This is a genomic window from Blautia luti (genome assembly GCF_013304735.1).
Taxonomy (GTDB): Bacteria; Bacillota; Clostridia; order Lachnospirales; family Lachnospiraceae; genus Blautia_A.
Map to the genome: position 1 here is coordinate 1 of NZ_JAAITI010000002.1, position 24,136 is coordinate 24,136.

22 protein-coding genes, 4 pseudogenes and 1 riboswitch are annotated in these 24,136 nt (G+C 42.2%); of the genes and pseudogenes, 7 read left to right on the forward strand and 19 right to left on the reverse strand.

The window, feature by feature from the left end:
- Nucleotides 1–119: 119 nt before the first annotated feature.
- The 6 genes from G5B06_RS01305 to G5B06_RS01325 all read right to left on the reverse strand — a co-directional run bounded on the left by G5B06_RS01305 (nucleotide 120) and on the right by G5B06_RS01325 (nucleotide 6,855).
- Nucleotides 120–1,076, reverse strand: coding sequence for a PD-(D/E)XK nuclease family transposase (locus G5B06_RS01305; protein ID WP_173771165.1), 957 nt, complete (start codon nucleotides 1,074–1,076; stop codon nucleotides 120–122).
- 322 nt (nucleotides 1,077–1,398) lie between these two features.
- The gene (locus G5B06_RS01310; protein WP_243279087.1) at nucleotides 1,399–2,655 is read right to left on the reverse strand and encodes an RNA-guided endonuclease InsQ/TnpB family protein; all 1,257 of its coding nucleotides are present in this window, start codon (nucleotides 2,653–2,655) and stop codon (nucleotides 1,399–1,401) included.
- A gap of 17 nt (nucleotides 2,656–2,672) precedes the next feature.
- Nucleotides 2,673–3,083: an IS200/IS605 family transposase gene (tnpA, locus tag G5B06_RS01315; protein WP_202030833.1), complete on the reverse strand. Its 411-nt coding sequence runs from the start codon at nucleotides 3,081–3,083 to the stop codon at nucleotides 2,673–2,675.
- 659 nt (nucleotides 3,084–3,742) lie between these two features.
- Entirely contained in the window at nucleotides 3,743–5,851 is a 2,109-nt protein-coding gene (locus G5B06_RS01320; protein WP_173771167.1) for a glycoside hydrolase family 3 C-terminal domain-containing protein, read from the reverse strand.
- Between the two features lie 126 nt (nucleotides 5,852–5,977).
- Entirely contained in the window at nucleotides 5,978–6,175 is a 198-nt protein-coding gene (locus G5B06_RS19305) for an AraC family transcriptional regulator (RefSeq protein WP_330385188.1), read from the reverse strand.
- Nucleotides 6,106–6,855, reverse strand: a complete 750-nt coding sequence (locus tag G5B06_RS01325) for an AraC family ligand binding domain-containing protein (protein ID WP_330384969.1) — start codon at nucleotides 6,853–6,855, stop codon at nucleotides 6,106–6,108. Before G5B06_RS01325 ends, G5B06_RS19305 begins: the two co-directional genes overlap by 70 nt.
- A 172-nt stretch (nucleotides 6,856–7,027) precedes the next feature.
- On the opposite strand from G5B06_RS01325, the pseudogene uxuA reads away from it, so the two are divergent.
- The 3 genes and pseudogenes from uxuA to G5B06_RS18845 all read left to right on the forward strand — a co-directional run.
- Nucleotides 7,028–8,038 (forward strand): annotated as a pseudogene (gene uxuA, locus G5B06_RS19550) (mannonate dehydratase); the annotation flags it as partial.
- Nucleotides 8,039–8,098: 60 nt separating this feature from the next.
- Nucleotides 8,099–9,139 (forward strand): hypothetical protein, encoded by a 1,041-nt coding sequence (locus G5B06_RS19555; protein WP_420314376.1) that lies wholly within the window; start codon nucleotides 8,099–8,101, stop codon nucleotides 9,137–9,139.
- Nucleotides 9,031–9,936: pseudogene (locus G5B06_RS18845) on the forward strand (glucuronate isomerase). Before G5B06_RS19555 ends, G5B06_RS18845 begins: the two are co-directional and overlap by 109 nt.
- A gap of 10 nt (nucleotides 9,937–9,946) precedes the next feature.
- Here G5B06_RS18845 and G5B06_RS19735 read toward each other — a convergent pair.
- From G5B06_RS19735 to G5B06_RS01355, 3 genes are read right to left on the reverse strand one after another with little or no spacing between them, the layout of a single operon-like run.
- On the reverse strand, nucleotides 9,947–10,162 hold the full coding sequence (locus tag G5B06_RS19735) for a response regulator (RefSeq protein ID WP_420314373.1): 216 nt from the start codon (nucleotides 10,160–10,162) through the stop codon (nucleotides 9,947–9,949).
- On the reverse strand, nucleotides 10,059–10,817 hold the full coding sequence (locus G5B06_RS01350) for a sensor histidine kinase (protein ID WP_148447804.1): 759 nt from the start codon (nucleotides 10,815–10,817) through the stop codon (nucleotides 10,059–10,061). Before G5B06_RS01350 ends, G5B06_RS19735 begins: the two co-directional genes overlap by 104 nt.
- Nucleotides 10,727–11,248: a transporter substrate-binding domain-containing protein gene (locus G5B06_RS01355; protein ID WP_173761660.1), complete on the reverse strand. Its 522-nt coding sequence runs from the start codon at nucleotides 11,246–11,248 to the stop codon at nucleotides 10,727–10,729. Before G5B06_RS01355 ends, G5B06_RS01350 begins: the two co-directional genes overlap by 91 nt.
- A gap of 423 nt (nucleotides 11,249–11,671) precedes the next feature.
- Between G5B06_RS01355 and G5B06_RS01360 the strand changes: the two genes are divergently transcribed.
- From G5B06_RS01360 to G5B06_RS18850, 4 genes and pseudogenes are all read left to right on the forward strand, one after another.
- The gene (locus G5B06_RS01360) at nucleotides 11,672–12,262 is read left to right on the forward strand and encodes a helix-turn-helix transcriptional regulator (RefSeq protein ID WP_244094385.1); all 591 of its coding nucleotides are present in this window, start codon (nucleotides 11,672–11,674) and stop codon (nucleotides 12,260–12,262) included.
- Between the two features lie 13 nt (nucleotides 12,263–12,275).
- On the forward strand, nucleotides 12,276–14,060 hold the full coding sequence (locus tag G5B06_RS01365) for an ABC transporter ATP-binding protein (RefSeq protein WP_173761661.1): 1,785 nt from the start codon (nucleotides 12,276–12,278) through the stop codon (nucleotides 14,058–14,060).
- Nucleotides 14,053–14,388: a hypothetical protein gene (locus tag G5B06_RS01370; protein WP_244092630.1), complete on the forward strand. Its 336-nt coding sequence runs from the start codon at nucleotides 14,053–14,055 to the stop codon at nucleotides 14,386–14,388. Before G5B06_RS01365 ends, G5B06_RS01370 begins: the two co-directional genes overlap by 8 nt.
- Nucleotides 14,343–14,600, forward strand: a pseudogene (locus G5B06_RS18850) (ABC transporter ATP-binding protein); the annotation flags it as partial. The gene G5B06_RS01370 and the pseudogene G5B06_RS18850, both read left to right, overlap by 46 nt.
- 54 nt (nucleotides 14,601–14,654) lie before the next feature.
- Here the strand turns inward: G5B06_RS18850 and G5B06_RS18855 are convergent.
- The 10 genes and pseudogenes from G5B06_RS18855 to G5B06_RS01410 all read right to left on the reverse strand — a co-directional run.
- Nucleotides 14,655–15,162, reverse strand: a pseudogene (locus G5B06_RS18855) (GTP pyrophosphokinase); the annotation flags it as partial.
- A 101-nt stretch (nucleotides 15,163–15,263) separates the two neighbouring features.
- Entirely contained in the window at nucleotides 15,264–15,923 is a 660-nt protein-coding gene (locus G5B06_RS01380; RefSeq protein ID WP_173761662.1) for a response regulator, read from the reverse strand.
- 35 nt (nucleotides 15,924–15,958) lie between these two features.
- Nucleotides 15,959–16,471, reverse strand: coding sequence for a hypothetical protein (locus G5B06_RS01385; RefSeq protein ID WP_148447813.1), 513 nt, complete (start codon nucleotides 16,469–16,471; stop codon nucleotides 15,959–15,961).
- A 17-nt stretch (nucleotides 16,472–16,488) separates the two neighbouring features.
- Nucleotides 16,489–17,097 (reverse strand): substrate-binding periplasmic protein, encoded by a 609-nt coding sequence (locus G5B06_RS01390; protein ID WP_173761663.1) that lies wholly within the window; start codon nucleotides 17,095–17,097, stop codon nucleotides 16,489–16,491.
- A gap of 71 nt (nucleotides 17,098–17,168) precedes the next feature.
- Nucleotides 17,169–17,244, reverse strand: a riboswitch (cyclic di-GMP riboswitch).
- Between the two features lie 39 nt (nucleotides 17,245–17,283).
- On the reverse strand, nucleotides 17,284–19,284 hold the full coding sequence (locus G5B06_RS01395; RefSeq protein ID WP_244094386.1) for an ATP-dependent helicase: 2,001 nt from the start codon (nucleotides 19,282–19,284) through the stop codon (nucleotides 17,284–17,286).
- The gene (locus G5B06_RS18860) at nucleotides 19,271–19,525 is read right to left on the reverse strand and encodes a hypothetical protein (protein ID WP_244094387.1); all 255 of its coding nucleotides are present in this window, start codon (nucleotides 19,523–19,525) and stop codon (nucleotides 19,271–19,273) included. The genes G5B06_RS01395 and G5B06_RS18860 overlap by 14 nt, the downstream gene beginning before the upstream one ends.
- 175 nt (nucleotides 19,526–19,700) lie before the next feature.
- The gene (locus G5B06_RS18865) at nucleotides 19,701–20,009 is read right to left on the reverse strand and encodes a Zn-binding domain-containing protein (RefSeq protein ID WP_244094519.1); all 309 of its coding nucleotides are present in this window, start codon (nucleotides 20,007–20,009) and stop codon (nucleotides 19,701–19,703) included.
- 96 nt (nucleotides 20,010–20,105) lie between these two features.
- Nucleotides 20,106–21,971, reverse strand: coding sequence for a DEAD/DEAH box helicase (locus G5B06_RS01400; protein WP_244094389.1), 1,866 nt, complete (start codon nucleotides 21,969–21,971; stop codon nucleotides 20,106–20,108).
- Complete coding sequence (locus G5B06_RS01405; protein WP_173761665.1) at nucleotides 21,968–22,513, reverse strand: methylated-DNA--[protein]-cysteine S-methyltransferase; 546 nt, start codon at nucleotides 22,511–22,513, stop codon at nucleotides 21,968–21,970. The genes G5B06_RS01400 and G5B06_RS01405 overlap by 4 nt, the downstream gene beginning before the upstream one ends.
- A gap of 176 nt (nucleotides 22,514–22,689) precedes the next feature.
- Nucleotides 22,690–24,093 (reverse strand): alanine/glycine:cation symporter family protein, encoded by a 1,404-nt coding sequence (locus G5B06_RS01410; RefSeq protein WP_021976961.1) that lies wholly within the window; start codon nucleotides 24,091–24,093, stop codon nucleotides 22,690–22,692.
- Nucleotides 24,094–24,136 lie beyond the last annotated feature (43 nt).

A 24,136-nucleotide genomic window follows, 5' to 3' on the forward strand; every position in this document is an offset into this window, starting at 1 on the left:
TGTATCATAGAAGAACCTTATAAACATTATTTTACAGAAAAAGTTTCATACTCTCATCGTAACACCCCGCCAAACATCCAATTACACAACATTTGAATAATCAGATTCTGTTCAATCTTTTATACTGTCAACAATTCAGCATTTTTTATGATATCTTTTATCTTTTTTTCGTCCATTTCAGCTACATCCGCGATCTGAGCAGCTGTATAACCTTTGTTGTACATTTTCATAATCATTTCCCGTTTACCCATCTCAATTCCGGTTTCAATTCCAGTCTCTTTAATTTTCTGGCTCAAATTACACATAATACTCACATCCTCTCTAAAATCCTTTTCCATTGGAATTGCATATTCATTTCCAATGATATCCAGTTTTTCGTTTGCTGTTAAATCCTGAGATAACAATGCTCCCAGTAATCTATGTAATTCATATTTCTCCTCATGCTTCGGAAGTTCTTTGGCAAGTCCGATCATTACGATATTAACCAAGTCCAGTTTGCCTTTCCATGCATGGGAATTTACAATACTATCTTTCACCAGGTGAATGTGTTCCAGACTATTTTCCGGCATATTCATACAAACCCAGATGGAATAGACTCGCTTGATATCATTATAATTTGAATTTGAAAAATCTCTTTCCTTTTGTGAGGAAATCATACGGCTTACATAAAAGATTGCCCGATTCAATATATCATACCCATTTGGTTCGTCTTTTTGGGCTTCTACATTGATAATAATCTGCGATAATCCATCCTTCATCCTGACATAAAATATAATGTCAAATCGTATCATTTCCTCATGAAGTTCCGGGTTTTCAGAATTAAGACCAACCACAAGAGATTCATCATTTTTAATAACAGTATTAGTAAAACCTGTTTCTATTGGAACAGTGTTAATAAATGGTTCGCCTTCAATATAAGGAACCACATCTTTCGGATCCATCCCTGCATATTCATCAACAGTCTTTACTAATATATGGGCCAGGATACTTTTCTGGCCAAGTAATCGTTTCGCGCTTTCATCATATTGTGCGTCTTTATCTGTCGTAAGAATCGTATTTTTGATTTCTGTATTCAAAGTCTTTCTCCTTTTCTACAGCACTTAAAAAACTATTCTTCGGCTATATATTTATTATACTCTAAATCTGCGTTTTCAACAACATCCAATTACCTATAGATTTTGTGAATATCCACTTTTGGTTTTAATACGTAAAAATCTTTTATAATATAAACAGTATCTCCTTGCTTACATCATAAAAGATTTCTCCAATAGTCTATATTAATTTTAATCATTTACTAGTGAACTACTCGGCAACTGAGTTACCAGAGCATCTGAATTAAGGCGGGATACCGCCTTTTCAGGGTGCGTCCATGACACCACTACTGTTTGCTCTTTAGAGCTATACAGCTACTTTTATTATTTCTGGCGTTTTTAGTCCGGTTACGGACAGTTCCTTTTTCTCTCCGGATACGGAGAGATATTTTCTCAGGATGTTATATGCACCTACAGCATCTGCGTTATACTTCCGGTTTCTGTCCCTGTACAGTCCCCTTTGTTTTCGGTTGCATGGCTGTGCATATCTTTTTTCCACCTCTGGTGACAGCGGACTGCACTGGCTGGTATAGCTTTCTTCCTGTCTTACAAAACGGATCCCGTACATCTTAAGCTTATATTCCATCATGCTATAGAGCCTGTTATACGGCAGATTGTGGAACTTCTGGTTTGTTCTGTGTCCCAGGTCTTTTCCTTTCCGGATATTCCGGATATCCCCTGCCACAACACAGGTAATTCCCTGTTCACGGCAGTATTTTGCAAAGTATCTTGTGATCTTGTGTAGATAATCCGTTACCGAGTTCTGCTTTTTCTGATATAATCTGCGAATATGTTTTGATGTGACTGGATGTTTTATTCCCTTCACAGACTGCTGTCCATACCATTGTGCCTGCACCCTTGCAATCTCTTTATGAAAATATCTTTCCAATGCAAGATATCTTCTGCCCAGGATAAATGTATTCCCATTCCCGGAATCATAGCATGTCATAAGATTATGAAGTCCCAGATCAACTGACAGATAGTGTCCATTCTGCGAAAGTTCTTCCCTCTCTGAAATCTCATAAACAACAATAACTTTACATTCACCTTTTTCCGGTGGGTAGATCCGCAACTGTTTGATCTGATCCATGCCCTTGAAAATCTTATTTTCAAGATAAAGAAAGTTCTCATGGATCTGATACGTTTCTTCCATATATCTTTTTAATGCTTTTGGAAGGGACAGACGGACTTTTTCTGTGTCCCATTCATGTACAATTCCCATCTGCATATAGGTAATGGGGATACTTTCCTGTTTAAACCGCGGTGGTCTGGGATTCTCAATCCCTCCGGATCTTTTCAAGGCGTAAAAAGATTTCCATGCTTTATCCAGCAGCTTGCAGACTTCCTGGGCTGTCTGAGATGGAAGCTGTTTATACCACAGATCCTCTCTATGGGATTTTTTCTGATAATACCAGTCCGGGTATTTCTCCATTCCCATTTCTTTGTAATGCTGACGTTCGTAATTACAGACATTCCAGAGCTTGGATGCCGCATAACACATATGTCCGATGACGTTTGCATATTCCTGACTGACCTTTATGGATGTTTTCTTTGACAGCAGCATTTCCCACCTCTATGATCTCAATAAGCTTTACTCTGATGCTCAATATATCTGCGGATATTTTCTTCCGACACAGACCCGACCGTTTCCACATAATAGGAATGGTTCCACAGCTCTCCTTTCCAAAGCTGTTCTCTTATTTCCGGAAAACGTTCGAATAATTTCCTGCCGGTGATCCCTTTCAGATATTTCACGATCGCAGTTATGGATAATTTGGGAGGAGCAGACACAAAACAGTGCACATGGTCTCCTTCCCCGCATTCAAACAAATGGACGGTAAAACCTTTATCCGCTGCGATCTCCTGCACCAGCTCCTGAAGATATGCTTCAATCTCCGCATTCAATATCTTCCGCCGGTATTTCACTGACCATACCATATGGTAATTAATATTGCACACACAAGTGCGGTAATGTATAAGATTCTCCTTCATACATATAGTATAGCATAGTATTAAGAATATCACAATAAAATGCCGAACATATTTTCTTTTTTAATAAAGCTGGATACAGCATTTTTTAGTAAAAAAATAAATATATTTTACTTATAATGTGCAGATATGCACAGTTTACGCTTTCATCTCGGCAATTGAATTACCGAGGATTCCCGCTTATCTTCCTAAAAAAATAGATAATTGCAAATTCGTTTCCCAGTGCCATGCAATCATCAGAAAAAAATGTCTAGGTTGTTTTATGACCACATTTTTACCCAGTTTTTGTTACTACTTGAGCGTATTCCTTACCACTGAGTACCATTTACTGATAGAAGTTCATGAGTCGTTAAACCGCATATTTCCTGTATTTATGCGAGTTTCCGTAGATACTGAAATTTCACTACCACATTTTTGGACTCAATGCCATTCTGTCTAAATCTCCTATTCTATACGGTGTAACACCGTTTTATCTTAAATCTGACCATGTTTGTGCCACAGTGAAAATTGCTTTTTAGATCTGTGTATAAACATGGCCAGATAGTAGTTAGTTGCATTTTTAAAACTTATTAAGTTTAACATATCCGGGCAGGAGGTTCAAGATACTGTGATGAGAAAATTTTATTAAAATTGTTTTCGGCTTATTTTATCAAAGACTCAGATCATTCTATATTGAATCGAAGTTCTAAAGGCTTTCTTTTTAATAGCCTTTCACTTCGGCGATCCGGCTGGGAAGTTCCAATATAAACAGAAAATTCATCACTGTCTATATACCTTTTTCCTTCTTCATCCACAATCTGCAATGCATCTTTATCAATTTCTATTTCAAAAGTTTCTTTTTCTCCGGCATTCAGATGTACTCGTTTGAATGCACAGAGGTGATAATTTCTTACCGCATATTTTGATTTCCAGTCCTTGATATAAACCTGCACTACATCGTCGGTGTCTGCCAGACCTTCATTTTTTACAGTACATTTTAATTTTAAATTCTTATGTTTCTGTGGCTTTTCCGTAAATTCCGCAGCTTCTGCAAATACATCTCCGTAGGTAAGCCCAAATCCGAAGGGATATAATGCTTCCTTCTTCATATACCGGTAAGTTCTGTTTTCCATGGAATAATCGGTAAACTCCGGAAGATCATCGGTATCATAATAGAATGTAACTGGAAGCTTTCCGCTTGGGGACACCTTGCCAAATAATATGTCTGCCAGTGCTGTTCCGCCTTCAGCACCCGGATACCAGGCTTCAAGAACTGCATTTGTATGTTGATCTGCATAACGAAGATCCATTGCACTTCCTGACATTAATACGGCGACAACTGGTTTTCCAGCTGCTGCAACCGCTTCCAGAAGCTTCTGCTGGCAAAGAGGAAACTCTAGAGATTCTTTGTCTCCCGCCTGACCAGCATTTCCCTCATCCGGTTCTTCCCCCTCAACGGTTTCATCCAGACCGAGCACAAGAATAACAAGATCACTGTGTTTTGCAGTAATTATCGCTTCTGAGATCCGGTCATCCGGCCATGCCAGAGACTCGGTTTTATCCTTATACAGATGGCAGCCTTCTGAATACAGAACTCTGCAGGTTTCTCCCGCCTCCTTTTGGATTCCATCCAAAACAGTTACATAATGTGAGGAAGTTCCGTGATAATTTCCAGAAAGCACTCTTCTGCTGTTTGCATTTGGTCCTATTACACCAATTGTCTTTATTCTGCTTTTATCTAAAGGAAGGATTCCATCATTCTTTAAAAGAACGATTCCTTTCTCTGCCGCTGTGACCGCAAGTTTTCTATGTCCCTCACACTCCACAACTTCATAAGGAATACTGTCATATTCACTTCCATCAAATAATCCTAATAGAAACCGCGTTGTATACAGTCTGACACAGGATCTGGTAATCTGCTCTTCCGTGATCAGTCCCTTCTTCAGCGCAGCCATTATATAAGCATACGTGCATCCGCAGTTTAGGTCACAGCCCGCATCCAGCGCCATTTTTACAGATTCTTTTGGCCCTTCCGTCACTTTGTGGTTCAAATGGAAATCCCGGACTGCCCAGCAGTCTGATACAACATGTCCTTTGAATCCCCAGTCATCTCTTAATATATCTTTCAGCAATGTTTTACTTCCACAGCATGGTTCGCCATTTGTCCGGTTATAAGCTCCCATTACAGCTTCAACGTCCGCTTCCTTCACAAGGGCTTCAAAAGCTGGAAGATAAGTTTCATACAAATCTTTTGGAGAAGCCTTCGCATCAAATTCGTGTCGGAGTGCTTCTGGTCCGGAATGTGCTGCAAAATGCTTTGCACAGGCTGCTGCCTTCATTGTATCCCCATCGCCCTGAAGTCCTTTTACAAATGCGACCCCAAGTCTTGAAGTCAGATAAGGATCCTCTCCATAAGTTTCATGTCCTCTTCCCCATCGAGGATCCCTGAAAATATTGACATTGGGAGACCAGAACGTAAGGCCTTTGTAAATATCCCTGTCCCCTTCCCTGGAAAATGCATGATACTTTGCTCTTCCTTCTTCTGCGATTACATCTGCAATTTCTTTTAGTTTTTTATCATCAAACATTGCAGCCAGTGCGATCGCCTGCGGGAAAACAGTAGCAGTTCCGGCCCGGGCCACTCCGTGAAGAGCCTCATTCCACCAGTTATAAGCGGGAATTCCAAGGCGTTCAATTGACGGTGCATCAAACTTCAGCTGCCCTGCTTTTTCTTCTACCGTCATTCTGGCAACTAACGCTTCCGCTTTTTTTCTTGCTTCCTCTCTGTTCATCCTTATTCCTTTCCTGGTACAATTACCGTTTCATTTCTCTTTGATGATTCCTGTGATTAGATCGATACTCATCCATGCATTATGTACATGGATATAATGTATGGATCTGAAACGACTGCACTTCCATTAAAATTCCGGTATATTCATAACCGTCTCCTGCCATTCTTTCGGGGACATTCCGTATTCTTTGCGGAATGCTTTATAGAATCCGGAATAATCTTTGAAGCCAAACAGCAGATAAGCTTCGCTGATTTTCATGTTATTCCGGATTGCCTCTCTGCATGCCTCCAGTCTCTTTTTCTGCACATACTGATGAACTGACATTCCAATATGATCCTTAAAAAATGGGCAATATGATATTTACTGACAAAAAATTCTGCTACCATCCTGTCCAGAGACAATTCTTCTTCCAGATGCTCTTCAATATAGTCTATCAATCTTTCTGACAGCTGCTGTTCCTCCTGAACACTACGCTCATGTCTTTCATTATATACAGTCCGGTTTAAATGAAGAAGCAGATCGCTGACGCACAGGGAAACCTTCGCCGCTTTTCCAAAACGATTGGAATAAATTTCCTCCAGCAAATGAAATACTTTTGTCTGAATCGTATTAAAAGCGATTCTGTCGTGATGGAAAATATATTCTCCTTTTGTCTGCACCAGCTGTATCAAATAGCCATACTCCCTAGCATCTTCCATCAAGCGGTTCAGATAGTCAACCGTAATCCAGAATACAAACCTTTTATAGGGCACGCTTTCATCGTGAATGACTGCATGATGCTCCAGACCAGGAGGCACTACCGCCACGTCTCCGTATTGCAGCGGATATTCTTTTTTCTCTATCTCAAGAGATACATCACCCTCCAGAAAAAAATAAATCTCATAGTAATCATGGATATGGTTGGCAACCTTTTTCATATGCTGATCTTTATAATAATAAATTTCGAAGTCTCTTGAAACCATATACTGCCTTGTATTAAATTGGGTGTTTAACTTCTTTCTCATCTTCCGCCTCCGAACCACCGAAATATCGTTCCTATCCAATAAAATCAGCATATCATTTTACCGCAACTTTGGCAATGTATACAACAATTCTGCCAATCGTATTTTCCATATATTTTCTTATAATAAAATTAACAAAAAACAACATTCACAAAAAGAAAGGATCTTAAATACTATGGAAATGACATTGAGATGGTATGGCTCAAGTTTTGATACGGTAACCTTAAAACAAATTCGACAGATTCCCGGAGTAACCGGAGTGATCACAACCTTGTACGATACGGCTCCGGGAGAAGTCTGGAGCAGGGAACGTATCCACGCAATGAAAGAAGAGGTAGAAGCAAACGGGCTGCATGTATCCGGAATTGAAAGCGTCAATGTTCACGATGCGATCAAAATCGGAAATAAAGACCGTGACCTCTATATTAACAACTATATCGAAACACTTGAAAATCTGGGAAAAGAAGATATTCATCTCGTATGCTATAATTTCATGCCGGTTTTCGACTGGACGCGAACGGAGCTTGCAAGAAAACGTCCTGACGGTTCTACCGTCCTTGCCTATACTCAGGCTGCTGTTGATGCATTAAATCCGGAAGACATGTTCCATTCAATTGCTTCCGACACAAACGGATCTATCATGCCAGGATGGGAACCGGAACGTATGGCACATATCAAAGAACTTTTTGAAATGTACAAAGATGTTGATGATGAGAAGCTTTTTGCAAATCTAAAATATTTTCTCGAACGCATCATGCCAGTCTGCGACAAATATGACATCAATATGGCCATTCATCCGGATGATCCGGCATGGAGTGTGTTTGGTCTTCCACGAATCATCATTAACAAGAAAAACATTCTCCGCATGATGAAAATGGTGGATAATCCACACAATGGAGTTACCTTCTGTTCCGGTTCTTACGGAACAAATCTAGAAAATGATCTTCCTGATATGATCCGCTCATTAAAAGGAAGAATCCACTTTGCTCATGTGCGTAATCTGAAATTTAATTCTCCGTCAGATTTTGAAGAAGCTGCACATCTTTCCAGCGATGGATCCTTTGATATGTATGAAATCATGAAAGCTCTCTATGATATTGATTTCCAGGGCCCAATTCGTCCGGATCACGGCCGCATGATCTGGGATGAAGTTGCAATGCCCGGGTATGGACTCTATGACAGAGCATCCTACAACCGATTAAAAGAAATTTTCGGAAATGGATCCCTGCAGCTTGCTTCTTTTACCATTACCGAAAAAGGATATTCCTTAAATGACAGCCAGGGACTTCCTCTTCCAGATGTTTTGGCAGATTTTACCGGCGGTCCAAAAACTCCGGTCAGCTGCATGGGAAAAGTAGCCGCTCTTTTATACCATCGTTTTACAAAAGGCGGTCTCCCAATTGCTATGGTCAGTATGGATAACTGTTCGCACAATGGAGACAAACTGAAAACAGCAATCACTGCATTTGCGGAAAAATGGGTGGAAAACAATCTTGTTGAGCCTGAATTCTTAACTTATGTAACTTCAAATAAAGTATCGTTCCCATGGACAATGATTGACAAGATCACGCCTCGTCCCAATACCTCTGTGGAGGAACTTTTAAAGAAAGATGGTGTACAGGATCTTGATCCGGTCATTACCGGCAAACATACTTATGTTGCACCTTTTGTCAACTCAGAAGAATGTGAGTATCTTGTAATCGAAGATGTCTTTCCAAACGGCCGCCCTGCATTAGAAAAAAGCGGGTTTATTTTCACAGACCGCGAAACTGTAGATAAGGTAGAACGAATGAAAGTATGTACCTGTCTGAATCCTCTCCATACCGCACTTGCTGTTTTTGGATGCCTGCTTGACTACAAACTGATTGCCGAGGAAATGAAGGATTCCACACTTAAAACTTTAGTGGAAAGACTGGGATATCAGGAGGGCCTTCCTGTTGTTATGGATCCAGGAATCCTGAATCCAAAAGAATTTCTGGATACTGTGCTTGGTATCCGCATTCCAAATCCTTTTATGCCTGACACGCCGCAGCGAATTGCTACAGATACTTCCCAAAAGCTTTCTATTCGTTACGGGGAAACTATCAAAGCCTACGAGAAATCTTCTACTCTGCAAACATCAGACCTGAAAATGATCCCTCTTGTATTTGCCGGATGGCTTCGGAATGGCATCAGAAATTGGCAAAAGAAAAAGAACAGATTGGATTTCTGGTACTGCCCTCTTTCCGTCCTGGAAATGCACTCGACATTGAAAAGAGAGGATTTTCTGACTACATATCTCTGTTAAAAGAGATTACAGGCATTGTTACCTCCAGCCTTTCGGGCCTTTTGAATGCACTGGAAAAGCGATTGGATTTCTTTATAAAATGCGGCTGCCGTGTCACCGATCACAGCCTGGAAAAGAAATTCTTTCTTCCGGCTTCAAAAGAGCAAATTGAACAGATTTATATTCGTGCATTAAACAAAAAAGCCATAACAGAAGATGAAGGTGCAATGTACAGAGGCTATCTGCTTACCAGGCTTGGAGAATTTTATGCAAAGCGTAATCTTGTCATGTAGCTTCATATCGGTGCAATCCGAAATAACTCTTCCAGAATGTATGAAAAACTGGGCGTTGATATCGGATGTGACAGCCAGAATGATTTTTCTTATGCAGATCAGCTGTCTGGCCTTCTTAACGCTATGGATCAAAAGAATCACCTGCCCCGCACTATTTTATATTACCTGAACCCAAAAGATGCTGCCATGCTTTCCACAATGGCAGGAAATTATCAGGGAAATGAAGAACAGATCCGCGGTAAAATTCAGCTTGGAAGTGCCTGGTGGTTCTGCGATCATAAAAACGGAATGGAACAGCAAATGGATACGCTGTCAGATACAGGACTCATTTCCACCTTTGTTGGAATGCTCACAGACTCAAGAAGTTTCCTCTCTTTTCCAAGACACGAATATTTCCGCAGAATTCTCTGCAATAAAATTGGAAACTGGGTAGAAAATGGTGAGTACCCCAATGATCCTGCCTATTTAAAGCAGCTAGTGCAAAATATCTGCCACGATAATGCCAAACAGTTCTTTCAGTTTTGATTTGAATCATTCACTTTTCCACAAACAGGATCTTTCCAAGGGTATCCAACAGTTCCGATACAATGATGGGTTTTGCAAGGTGGGCATTCATTCCGGCTTCATAGGAAGCTTCTCTGTCTTCATCAAAGGCATTGGCGGAAAGGGCGATGATCGGGATACGGGCGAGGGACGGATCTTCGAGAGCACGGATTTTTCTGGCGGCAGTATAACCATCCATAACCGGCATCTACAAAACCTTTGACGATAGTCATTCCAAGTCCGGTTCCCTGGATGCCGCTGATGGTAGAATTGTTCTGGCGCTCAAATGGTACAAAAATTTTCTCCAGAAATTCCCGGCTCATACCACAACCGTTGTCTTTTACATGGATTTCGTAATTGCCGTATCCTACCTGTTCCCATGCAGTCTGGATTATGCAAAGGGAGATCTTTCCTCCGTTCGGAGTATACTTTACAGCGTTGCCAAGAAGATTCACCAGAATTTCCTTTACACGAAGTTTGTCACAGTATATATACAGATCCCGGACCTTCCAGATATCAATGGTAAATTCCTGTTTCTTTTTCAGCGCCTGTTCCCGGATGATAACATCCGTCTCATTGACAATATCTATGATGCTGCATACGGTTTCCTCCAGTTTCGTCTGACCGCTTTCAATCCGACTGATCTCCAGCACTTCATTTACAATTCCAAGAAGATGATTTCCCGAAATCCGGATTTTTTTCAGATAGTCCTGTATTTTTGCGGTATCATTACCTGCCTGGATCGCAAGATCTGTAAAACCAAGTACTGCATTCATAGGGGTGCGGATGTCGTGAGACATATTCTGGAGGAATACTTTTTTGGCGATGGATGCCTGGTTTGCCGCACCAAGGGCTTTTTCCATTTTTCAAGAGAAGTGGTCATGCGCTGATCATTTTTCAGAGTTCCAATCTTTTTCCCATGATAGGAACTGATATTTCCACACTGCATGGAATTGTCGTTTTCATCCTTGTAAATATAGAATGTCTCGTTGATCATTTCAGCGTCCGGGTAACTGATAAGATCTTCACGGTCTTTTGAGTAAGCCACACCGGCCATCAGATCGATGTCTCCATTTTTTAATTTTTCAAACAGATCATTCCATTCTCCGTAAATATACTCATATTTCCATCCTGTGTAGGAAGCTAGTTTCTGCAGATATTCATAACCGTAGCCGCTTTTTGGCGAGGTATCATCGGTTCCTTCCTGAAAATTATGAGAAAAATAATAGCCTACTTTTACAGTTTCCTGCTCTTTTGCAGAAACACTGACATTGGAAAAAACGAAAACTCCCATACAAAAAAATATGGATATCATGACAGGAAATATCTGTCTTATCGATCTAAAAATAGAATATAGCAAAGCCTGTTTTGTGCCCTGATCTGCTCCCGTTTTGCTCATAGGAAATCCCCACATTGCCCACATTATATAAATTTCCCTGAATATCAAAAATAATTAAATTTATTAAACTCTTTCCATTAATATGCTGTCAATTTCCTGGAAAAAATTAATTTATACAAACAAAAATCAGGAGGGAATCTGAAATATCGACGATAACTTTTTGACCAAACGGAACCAAATAAACAAAACGGGACAGACAAACCGCAGGGATATGCTTATGTAGGAGCCGGTGATATCAAGCTGGATCGCAGACTTACCCATACCGGTCGGTTTACGTTTCCATCCAGTCACTATCATGGCCTGACCGTTGCTTTTGACATGGAGATCGCTTCAAAGGCACTTTCCGGTGAGGTGAGGGATTTTCCGGTGGATCTTCAAAAACTTCAGGAAAATTTCTGCCCCGGGCAGTACCCTGGAGTGATCCATGAAAAAGGAGCTGCGGAGCATATTTTCGGAGAACTGTATCAGGTTCCTGAAAAGATCCGGATTCCCTATTTTAAAATCAAGATCCTGGAACTTCTTTTGTACATGGACGCACTGGAACTTCCCAAAAACAGGGGAGAACGCCCCTACTTTTACAAAACCCAGGTGGAAAAGGTAAAATCCATACAGATATTTCTCACTGAACATATGGCAGAGAACCATACACTGGAAGAGCTGTCCGATCGCTTTGAGATCCCGCTTACAGGGATGAAAAACTGTTTCCGCTCCGTATACGGTACTTCCATCAAAGCCTGGCTCACAGATTACCGGATGAACCAGGCAGCGGAACTTCTGCGTACAGACCGTGGCAAAAGTGTGGCGGAAATCGCAGGTATGGTAGGTTATGACAGTGCCAGTAAATTTGCCATTGCTTTTCGAAAAATCATGGGAATGTCCCCTCTGGAATATCGCAATGCCATTCGTTAGGAGGATAACTTTTATGAAAAAAAAGAAAGAAAACTGGCTGCGGACTCTTCTCGGGTATGCCGGCGGTTATCGAAAGAAATTCGGACAGTCCATTGTTCTGTCCGTAATCAGTGTCACTGCCGGACTGCTCCCCTTTTTCTGTATGTACGAGATCATATGCCGGTTTGTAGATGAAACGGTAACAGCAAACACCATTCTTATATGGTGCGGACTGGCACTGCTCTCCTACTGCATCCGGATCTTATGCTATGCAGGCTCTACCGCAGCATCCCATCAGGTAGCCTATCATGTATTGGAAGGTCTGCGCCTGAAACTTGCAGATCGTTTTCTCCATGCACCCCTCGGAGAAGTGCAGTCTCATTCCATCGGCGAAATCAAAAATATCATGATCGACAAGATTGAAGGGATCGAGCCGCCGCTGGCACATGTTGTTCCGGAAAGTGCAGGACATATTGTGCTCCCGGTGATCAGTATTGTTTCGCTCGCAGTGATCGACTGGAGAATAGCCCTGGCATCTCTTGTTACATTTCCGGCTGCTTTTGTATGTATGGCACTCACTTTCTGGATCAGCGGAAAAAATTTCGACACGTATAACCGATCCAATGCACGGATGAACAGCATGATCGTAGAGTACATAGAAGGAATTGAGGTCATAAAAGCTTTTGGCCGTGCCGGAATTTCCTATGAGAAATATGCCCGCTCTATTACAGACTACAGAACCTTTGTGATCCAGTGGCTCTCTTCCACCTGGATTACTATGAAGCTGGCCTTTGCCCTGTTTCCGTCCACACTTCTGGGAACACTTCCCGTGAGCCTGGCGCTTGCATCAAAAGGCAGTATCACAGCTCCACAGGCAGCACTTGCCGTAATGCTGTCCATTTCCATGGTAGGTTCCCTTGCAAAACTGGAAGTGTTTGCCAATGAAATCAAGCAGATGCAGCTGGTCGTGGAGGAGCTGGAATCCATGCTCACCATGGAAAGCCTTCCGGAGCCGGAACACCGCACAGAACCGACGGGCACAGCAGTAAAACTGGAACAGGTACGGTTCTCCTATACAGGAAAATCCGAAGAAGAAGTTCTTCACGGGCTTGATCTCACTCTTCCACAAGGAAGCTTTACCGCACTGGTAGGTCCTTCCGGCGGTGGAAAATCAACCGTGGCAAAACTGATCGCAAGATTCTGGGACGTAAGTGATGGTTCCATTACCATTGGCGGTGTGGATGTCAGAAACATGACTCTTTCACAGATCTCAGAATATGTAAGCTTTGTTTCACAGGATAATTTTCTCTTCCGCTGTTCTCTCCTTGAAAATATCCGGCTGGGAAACCCAAGTGCTACGGATGATGAGGTAAAAGCAGCTGCCAGGGCGGCACAGTGCGAAGAATTTATCCAAAAACTTCCAAAAGGCTATGATACTCCGGCCGGTGAAGCGGGAAAACAGCTTTCAGGGGGAGAAAAACAACGGATTGCCATTGCACGGATGATTCTGAAAAATGCTCCCATCGTTATCTTAGATGAGGCTACTGCATTTACAGATCCCGAAAACGAAGATAAGATCCAGCAAAGTATTGCAGCTCTGACAAAGGGCAAAACCCTGCTTGTGATTGCACACCGTCTTTCTACGATCAGACAGGCAGACAATATTGTTGTGCTGCAAAATGGTTCTATTGTGGCACAGGGAAGCCAGGAAGAACTTCTTGATTCCTGCCCGTTATATCTGGATATGTGGAAAGCTCATATCGGAGCCCGTGAATGGGCGGTATCATCTGCCAAAAAGGAGGAAAACGCTTATGTTTAAAACCATCCGGCGTATTATAAACTGGTGCGGGGAATTTAAAGGAAAACTGTATATCGGATTTGTATTTTCATTCTTTTCCAATATTTTTGCAGCCATGCCCATTATGGTAGCTGCCTATACCGTTGGCATGCTGATCTTCTTTCGATTTCTCTTTGATTATCTCAGAGCGAAATTTCAGGAGGCCATCAGTTATGAACTGATCGCCAGAGACAGGCTGGCTATCGGTGATGCACTGAAAAGAGTTTCTCTTGGATATTTTCAGCAGATGAATACCGGAAATTTCTGGATGAGGCGACCGCAAGTGTTGACCCGGAAAATGAACATCTGATCCAGAATGCCATAACAGAACTTACCAGAGGGAAAACCATCATCACCATCGCACACCGCCTTTCCACGATCGAGCAGGCAGACCAGATCCTGGTTGTAGCGGATGGCCAGATCGCTGAATGTGGTACACATGAAGAACTGATACGTAAGGAAGGAAAGTATCAGCAGTTTGTAAAAATCCGCGAAAAAGCAGAAGGCTGGAAGCTCAGTTAAGCAGCTGGTTACGTATCTCCTGCATGCGGTTGTCAAGCTCCGCACTCTGAATGGCATCGGAACCTGCACGATCAGATGAAGACTCCGGTATCCGCTTGGCTTGGGATTTTTGATATAATCTTTTCTCTCTATGAGAACGATATCATCCTGTTTCAGAAAACTTTCTTCCAGTTCATAGATATTAGATATCGTCGGGAAAGGAACAGATCACCCGAACACCGGCGATGTCTTTGATATTTTCTTCAATAGAGGTAAGACTCATGGGGATATTCTTGCGCCGGATCTTTTTGGCAAGACTTTCTGGAGATTTCACACGGCTTTTGATGGCTTCGATGGGGTTCTTGTCGTATTCCAGAGAATATTCCTGATCCAGTACACGGAATTTTGTCTCAATCTCCATGATCGCACACTGGTAATACGACATCATAAGATCAAACGGTTTCTTGTTTTTCTGAATAAGATCAAGAAATTCATCAGAAAGAAGACTTTTTCGTACAAATTCATCTCTGCGGGATTCTCTTCTGATCCTTCCCTGTGTCATTAATTCTTCCAGATTTTTCATAATAATACAGATCCTTCCGTTTCGGTTATTTCTCATGAAATTTTACCATGGAAGGATCTGTATGTAAAGCGGGCGTACGCATTTGGCATCTGATATATCGGTTATTTCATCCATTTCTCCACAGTCCGGATGATCTGTTCTATCTGTACAGGTTTGGACATATGGTCGTTCATTCCTGCTTCTTTACATTTCTGGGCATCTTCCAGATAGGCATTGGCAGTCAATGCGATGACCGGGATCTGTTTTGCTTCCGGGAATGGAAGCGCTCGGATTGCCCTGGCTGCGTCAAGACCATTCATCACAGGCATCTGCATATCCATGAGAATGGCATCATATGTTCCGGATGGAGCCCCCTCAAAAAGCTGTACGCATTCTTTTCCATTTACTGCCCGGACACAGTGAATGCCGTACATTTCCAATTGTTCTTCCAGAATCTCATAATTCAGGTCATTATCTTCTGCGATCAGAAGCGTTTTTATGATTCTGGATGGCCTGAGTTTGAAGAACGGAATTTCCGCGGTTGTCTCTGATACTTCCTGCTCCCTGATAAAAGGTACATCATCTATGAGATATTTTTCCCGCCTTTTTTCCTCACTGATCACGCGGATTACAAGCAGAACCTGTCTGGCTGTTCCATCTTCCGTTCTTGACTGGACAATAAACCTGGAAAGATGCCAGTTGTTATCTGTGGCAAGGTAATCAATTGCTATAAACTCCTCTTTTTCCATGCTTTCAAGATTTTTTTCCAGAAGCGTAAACATACGGAGATTTTCCGTGGCTGTATTCAGATGAGCACCTACGAACGCAAGCTGATGAATAAACAGTTCTGAGATTCCTTTATAAAATGATCCATTCCGATAAATCCGCTTAAATGGTCTCTGCTGAAAATAGGTGCGAGGACGCGGGAATATGTGTGATGTTTCTTCATCAGGTTGTATTCCTGTTCCATAGGAGAAAGTTCTTCACGATCTGTAATCTGGATCGTCAATCCTTTTTTCAGTTCGTCTGTCCAATGTGGAATATCCTCTACCGCGATTTCTGAAAATAACTGTTCTTTTTCTAATATGTCGTCCTCATTTTTCCATTCACACTGAAGACAGAAGTATTCTTTTCGGTTCTTTTCTTTTTTATCAAAAATATATACTCGATCGGCACCACTGCATTTTCCAAGCAGTTGCAGCATTTCGTAAATTGCGCCATCCAGTTCTTCGTTGTTTTTTACACGATCGATCATGGGAAGTTCCCGCAAAATAGCGGATGCATACTCCTGCATGGCCTTTGTTCGGTTGTAATTGTCGGTCGATCTCATATTTTTCACCTTATACCTTATTCTTCCGGTATGCGGATATAACTGTTTACCAACGCATCTACCTCATCATTGATCAGTGCGTTGGTCAGTTCTGTTGGTGTCTCATAATATATGCTCTTACAGTCAAAGCCCTTTTCTCTGGCAAAATCCAGGAATGAGTCATTGTATGTATGGCGTTTCAGAAATCCGATGCGGATACCATTATAAGTAGAATAATCCCCAGGTACGATCCTGTTATTTCCAACTTTTACATTCATACAGGTAGACGAAGTAATAGCCGGATGAGTGGAAAATGCAAACTCCTCTTCACGCTGGGGTGTTTTCTTTGCTGCAGTATAAATATCCACATCCCCGTTTCGAAGCATTTCTTCACATTGAGAAGCTGTTTTATCGTATCCAACATAAGAAAAGGTACATTGCAAATACTTGGATACATCCTGCATCATTTCATATCCATAGCCGGTTCTTTTCCCGTTTTCGTCCTGCATATGATAACAGTCGAAGGCATAGAATGCGATTTTATAATTGGGCGTTTCAGATTTGGAAATTTCAGATGCACTTACCGGATATACAGCTGAAATAATAAGCAGTATTCCCCAAATTACTCCAGTTGCTCTTTTGTTCATGTTGATCCTCTCCACGGGGTAAAATAAAAAAAGCACCATGTTCAGACAGAGAGAACTATAGTGCTTTTGAATTATACAACTGGCTGCCATTTTACAGGCCCTATAGCTTTGCGCCACAGTCTTTCGGCTGCTTTGCCCGTGTTTATTTTTTTAATAATTTTAGTGTATATTTATACGGAAAATTTGTCAATTATTGTTTGGAATTTTTTTCAACTGTGAAAAGGCTTTTAGCATTTCTTTTTCGCCGTAATCATCAAATTGTATCACAATGGTATCTTCGTTTTCGGAGATAATGGTTCCACGACCGTATTTGGGATGTTCTACAAGTTGCTTCGGTGTTTCCAATTTTCGGAGTTTTTCTTCCAGGATCATCTTTTTCAGGTCCTGAAGGTGCCGGGCAGCTTCTTTTGTATCTCTTGTGGCATCTGCCGGATGGGCAAGATATTTTTCCGGAAGACTGGAAAGGTAGCGACCTGGACCTGGAAATACCCGCACAGTTCCGGGATTGATGTAAAAAGATAATTCCAGGAATTTCCCTGCTCTTGTCATTCCCACATAAAACAGTCTCCTCTCTTCCTCTTCTGTAGAAGCATCACGGCTGTTCAACGGAATCAGCCCATCATTTACACCAATGATAAATACGTGATCGAATTCCAGCCCTTTGGAGGCATGGAGCGTCATCAGTTTTACAGATTCTCCGGAAACCGCATCTTTTTCCGGTTCCATGCCATTCAGTACAAGATCATTAAGAAAATCCCTGATACTGTGATAGGATTCCATTTTCTTTAACAGGGAAAGGATTTGCCTCCGGTTTTCTTTATAGTCGCTGGAAGACGGTCGGAGATATTTTTCCAGAGAAAGCTGTTCCCACAGATTTATGTAGTCGGAGCCTGTGTCCCGATACTCCCACATGGCCTGAAAAAGTAAGGATTTCGAGAGAAATACGCTCCCTTGTGTAAAATTCAGAATCTCTGTCCGGGCCTTTTTTGAGGTCCATCCTTCCCCGAAAGTTTTGTCGCAAAGGACATAAGTTCCGCTGGTAAGATCCTCATGATTACTTAAAAAACGCAGTATATGAAGAAACCAGGCAAGAACCGGAATATCCTGAATGATTTTCTTCTGAGAGATTTCATATGGGATCTGATGTTTTTCCAGAACCTTTGAGAGGATCTCTGACTGGCTCTGAAGTCTGTAAAATACTGCGATTTCTGTGAGGGGGACACCGCTTTCGTGAAGAGAACGAATCTTGTCTGCCAGATACTCTGCTTCCTGAAAAGGATCATAGTGATTTTTGACAGAGATTTTTTCTCCTTCTTCCTGTACGCCGGTAAGAGAATCACCGGATTCCTGAAATCTTCTGGAAACTGCCAGGATCGTTTGGGAAGAACGGTAATTTACAGGAAGGGATAGTTCTTCTGCGTGATACAATTCACGGAATTTATAAAAAATATTGAACATACTTCCACGCCAGCTGTAGATCACCTGATTGGGATCGCCCACTGCAAAAAGCCCGACTTCCGGTTTCTTTAATTGTCGGATTAACTCAAACTGCAGCTCATCGCAATCCTGTACTTCATCAATGATGATCCATTTCAGCTGTGGAAGAAGATGGGGATGAGCTTTTAGAAGTTCCGTAGCATTCTGCAGCAGGTCTTCGTAGCTCATTTTGTTCTGTTTCCGTTTTTCTTCTGTAAGGAGAGTTACCAGTTTCGGAAAATCGTCCTGGTATCCGGGCTGTCTGGATGTGGCCGCCCGGTTTTTCTGATCCAGTCTTTTTCGAAGACGGTTTTTATATTTGATTTTGAGTGTATGCTGGCGGATCAGCTGGTTGGCAAGTTCCAGTTCTTCCTCAGGCAGGCAGACCTGGAAATCTTTTGTATAGCCAAGTTCTTCTATGGGAAGCACTTCCTGAAGGAGCTTCAGGGCAATGCCGTGGAATGTTCCGTAGAAAAGAGACGAGGGGTTTTCTTCTATATTTTGGATCTTCAGCCTTTCTCTGATCTCGTTGGCTGCTTTATTTGTAAAGGTCAGAACGATCATATTTTCCAGGGGGATTTTTTTCTGCTGGTGAAGATAACGGATCTTTTCGATGAGAACCGTTGTCTTTCCGCTTCCTACATTTGCACGGACCAGACAGGCGTTATGTTCATCCAGAACAGCTTTTTTCTGATTATCATTCAGTTCCATATGTTTCATCCTTTTTCAGAGTGTGATATCTTCGCATCATTTTTTCTCTTTTCAGCGTATCTTCCGGCTTCTTTGCATCTGTAAGGATCGCAAAGCGGAAATCTCCCGGAAGAAAAACGTAAGTATTGAGCACATTGGAGATTCCTGTTCGGTTCTCCAGCATATTGGCCCATTCTGCATAAAACGGATCTCTCAGATAGAGGATCAGAGAGGAGTCTTTGACTTCCAGTCCGGATACCATGGAGAAAAATCCTGCAAATGTATTGCTGTTTTCTTTAACCCGACTGCAGAATAAATCCCACTTCTCCTTCAGATCAGATAATGTGAATTCCCGCTGCCTGGATCGATCCCATTTTGCATTCTTTTCATCCGGATAAGAAGTATTTCTCGTTTTCTGTACAGTCAGTTCCGATTCTTCAGATAAATTTTTCAGCCCCCCACAGGATCACATTCCGATCAAGTCTGTCGTTTCCGATGCACACTGCACAGCCGTTTTTGCACCTGCAGCCGGAAACCATGCGGATAGCCTGTTCTGTCACCTTTGGGATCAGATCATAGATCTTTTCCGCAAATCCAAGACCGCCTACATAACGATCGTAAAAATAGAGAGAAACCTCCTCAGAAGTGCTTCCGGAAAGTTCCAGCGCATTGGTGGACATGGCCACTCCAAGATCAGAATCTTCTGTCATTGTCACCATCAGAGCCGCATTTTTCAATGCAAACATCAGACCTTCAAAGTGGTTATTTCTTACATAATAACCATTTCTGTCCGGCTGTAAAAGATTGCGGTACTGTCTGACTACATTTTCAGGAAGTCTGAGCTAGGCAGCTTCTGTGTCGTAGTTCTTGGAAAGCGGTTTCGTGAGCTGTTCAAAACCTAAGTTCTGGTGATTATGAAACTGCATTTTTTTATACATGTATACAAAATCTGCAATATTTACATCTCCGAAAGAAAATTCACTTCTCTCCCACTGCTGTTTTTTATGTCTGTGGATGATGCGGATATTGGTCTCGCTTCCAGGTACTGTGTAATAATTTCCATGAAAGGGCACAGCTTCCACAATCTTACTTTCCAGGTTCATTTTTACAACCTGGTAAAAATCTCCGTCGTGCATGTAAACGGCACCTTCATGAATCTCATGAAAAGCCTGTTCCTCGTCCATCTCCGTGATATTTTTTCCAGTTTCTTTGTTAATGAGCTGATACTTATTCTGATCAATATTCCGGAGAGAAAATTCTCCTGCAGGATAAAGGCCTCCTGACCAGGCAAAGCGTCCTCCCATATTCCGGACTTCATCTACCTTCATAAGTACAGGGATCGTCTCCCCAAGGTCTGGAAATAATGCACCATCATCCAGGGTTAGCGGAAGTTCCGCTGCCGCAGCCCGGATATGTGCAAGCTGAATCAGAAGATTGTTAGGATCAACGATGGCATTTTCGCTGCTATGTTCAAAAAGCCATTCTGGTTCCAGGGCGATATACTGATCCATGGGAAGGTTGGCAAGGATCAGATAATTGGTGCATTTTCCACTTCCTCGTCCTGAACGGCCGGTCTGCTGCCAGAAAGACGCTCTTGTTCCCGGATAACCGGCCAGTACCGTCGTACTGATCTTTCCGATATCGATTCCTAGTTCCAGTGCATTGGTGGACACAAGGCCAAGAAGTTCCCCTGAAATCATACGCTGTTCGATGCTTTTTCTCTCCAGAGGAGTGTAACCACCACGGTACCCGGAGATTTCTTCTTTTCTGGCTGTTCCTAGAAATCCTGCCGCATCCAGATGGTCTCTGGTTTCTTTCACCAGGATCTCCACATTTTTTCTGGATCTGGCAAATGCCAGAAAGCTTTCTTTTCGTTCCATCAGCTGAGGAAGAAGGTCCGCCGCAACATTTATGATAGATTCCTTTCCGTAGGGAATGCCGTCTTTATTCAGCTTTTCTTCTGGCTGAACCAGGCAATAGGTTCGTTCTGACATTCCGGCACCGCTTTTATCAATATTGATAAAAGATCTTCCGCAGATCTTTTTTGCAAGTTCCAAGGGATTGGCAATGGTGGCGGAACTGCATAAAAACTGAGGATCTGCGTGATAATATCTGCAGATTCTGGTTAAACGGCGAAATACATTGGCCAGATGGGAGCCAAAAGCTCCTCTGTATACATGCAGTTCATCCAGAATAATGTATTTCAGATTGGAAAAAATAAAGTCGAATCCATATTTGCTGTGATTTGGAAGCATGGAGCCGTTTAACATATCCGGATTGGTAAGGATGATATTGGCACGTTCCCGGATCCTTTTTCGCTCAGCAGGCGGTGTATCTCCGTCATATACGCCGACAGATAAACGATGCTCACCAAGCGCTTCCACCCAGGGGAGCAGCGCACGGTACTGATCAGCTGCCAGAGCTTTCGTGGGATAAATAAAGATCGCACGGGTCACAGGATTTTTCAGGATTTCCTCCACCACCGGCAGATAAAAGCACAGGGATTTACCACTGGCAGTAGGTGTAGTGATCACGACATTTTCTCCATCCATAGCATGGAAAAAAGCTTCTGCCTGGTGGGTATAGAGAGCCTTTATATTCTGTCCGGCCAGAAAATCCCGGATATCCGGATGCAGGCTTTCTGGAAACTCTGCATATTCCGGAGATCTGGCCGGGATTATTTTTTTGTAAATGATGTTTCCCTTCATGCTTGCTCCTTTGCTGTCAATTTACTCTTTGGTACAAAGAAACGGCTCATATCTGCATGTTCCAGCTTAAGCAGTGAAATTTTTCTATCAATTCCTCCTGCATATCCTGTAAGACTGCCATTTGTGCCAACTACCCGATGACAGGGAATGATAATGGAAATTTCATTATGTCCAACTGCACCTCCAACAGCCTGAGCGGACATATGGGAAATATTTTCCCTTTCCGCTATTTTACTGGCAATTTCTCCGTACGTGATTGTTTGTCCGTAAGGAGTCTTTAACAAAATCTGCCACACTGCCTGTCTGAATGTTGATCCCGCAGGATGAAGAGGAGGTGTAAATGTTGGCTTTTCACCGGAGAAATAGATATCCAGCCATTTTTTTGTTTCTGCAAGGATCTCCGTTTCCTGTAAAATTCTCTCGTCCGGGAGTGTATTCGCAAAGTATTTCTGTCCTTCAAACCATAAGCCTGTAAGCCCAATTTCATCTGCTGCCAGTAAAATTTCTCCTAACGGTGATTTATATTTGCATGTGTAGATCATAGTTTTCCACTCCTTATTTCAGTAGTGTTACCTCAAGTATAATTTATGTGAAATAGTTATCTTTAATTATGTGAAAAAACGGAGAACACAGCAAGGTATCCTCCGCATATAATATAGTGGTATGTTATCTGCTATTTTTACTGTTATATTACATTTTACTGCTATTCACAGGTGCTTTAATTCCAGTAATCTGTTTTTTGCTTCAGATCAATATTTTTACTGAAGAATACAGGATTTTTTTTCTGCCGGATCTGTCCTTCGTAATCCTTTAATGCTTTCAATACGGTGTTGGACAATAGCAGGATCACCGGAATGTTGATCAGTGCCATTACTCCCATCAGTACATCAGAGATGTGCCACAGTAATGTCATCTCCATTCCCGCTCCCAAAAACACCACCAGTGCTGATACAAGGCGAAATCCCGTCATGAATTTCTTACCCGGCTGCTTTTTAAGGATATAAGTCAGCAGATTATCACAATAGAAGCAATTTCCCAGCAATGTAGTGAAAGCAAATAATACCATTGCAATCATAATAAAATATGGTCCAAAAGAACCAAGAGTCTTGTGAAGTGCTGCCTGCACCCACGGTGCTCCCTGAAGCTCTTTTGCCGGTGTCACACCAGATACCAGACACATCATGGCAGTTGCAGTGCACAATAATAATGTGTCAATAAACACAGACAGCATCTGTACCAGTCCCTGTTTAACCGGATGACTGACCATTGCAGACGCCGCCGCATTGGGGGCAGAACCGATACCTGCTTCATTGGAATACAGACCTCTTCGTATTCCCTGCATCATAGCTGATCCGGCAAATCCGGCAAAAATTGCTTTAAAATCAAATGCTTCTTCAAAGATCTGTGCCAGTACCGATGGAAGCTGTCCGATATTTAGTACCACTACCAGCAGGGATATCAGAATATATACAATGCCCATAAATGGCACTAAAGTAGAAGTTACTTTCACAATTCTGTTACCGCCACCCAGCAGACACCATCCCGTTACCAGCGCCAGAATTCCTCCAATGATCCATGGCGTGATCTCTGCATTATAAAATGGCTGACCGGAAAATGTAGACTGCAGATTATAGGAGGCCAGCATATTAAATCCAAACGCGTAAGTCAGGATCATGGCTATACAGAAAACCACTGCCAGTCCTCTGCTGTGCAATGCCGCCTCTATGTAATACGCCGGGCCGCCGTAGCACTGGCCGTCTTTTCCTTTTTTCTTATATATCTGCGCCAGTGTGCTCTCTGCCAGAGCTGATGCGCTTCCAAGAATGGCAATGATCCACATCCAGAATACGGAGCCCACACCACCGATACAGATGGCAGAAGATACTCCTACAATGTTGCCTGTCCCTACACGAGATGCCGTGGAGACCATCAGTGCCTGAAAGGATGATACACTTTCGTCTCCCTCTGGTTTCTCCATTACAGCGCTGCAGGCGTTTTTGAATAAACGTACCTGTGGAAATCTGGTCCGGACAGTAAAGTAGATGCCGGAACCAATCAATATTACAATCAGTAATTTGCTGTAGAGAAACGTGTTGATTGCGTCAATGATCGTTTCGAACATAAATCCTCCTCGTAACAGAATTTTTTATCATACGATAATATCG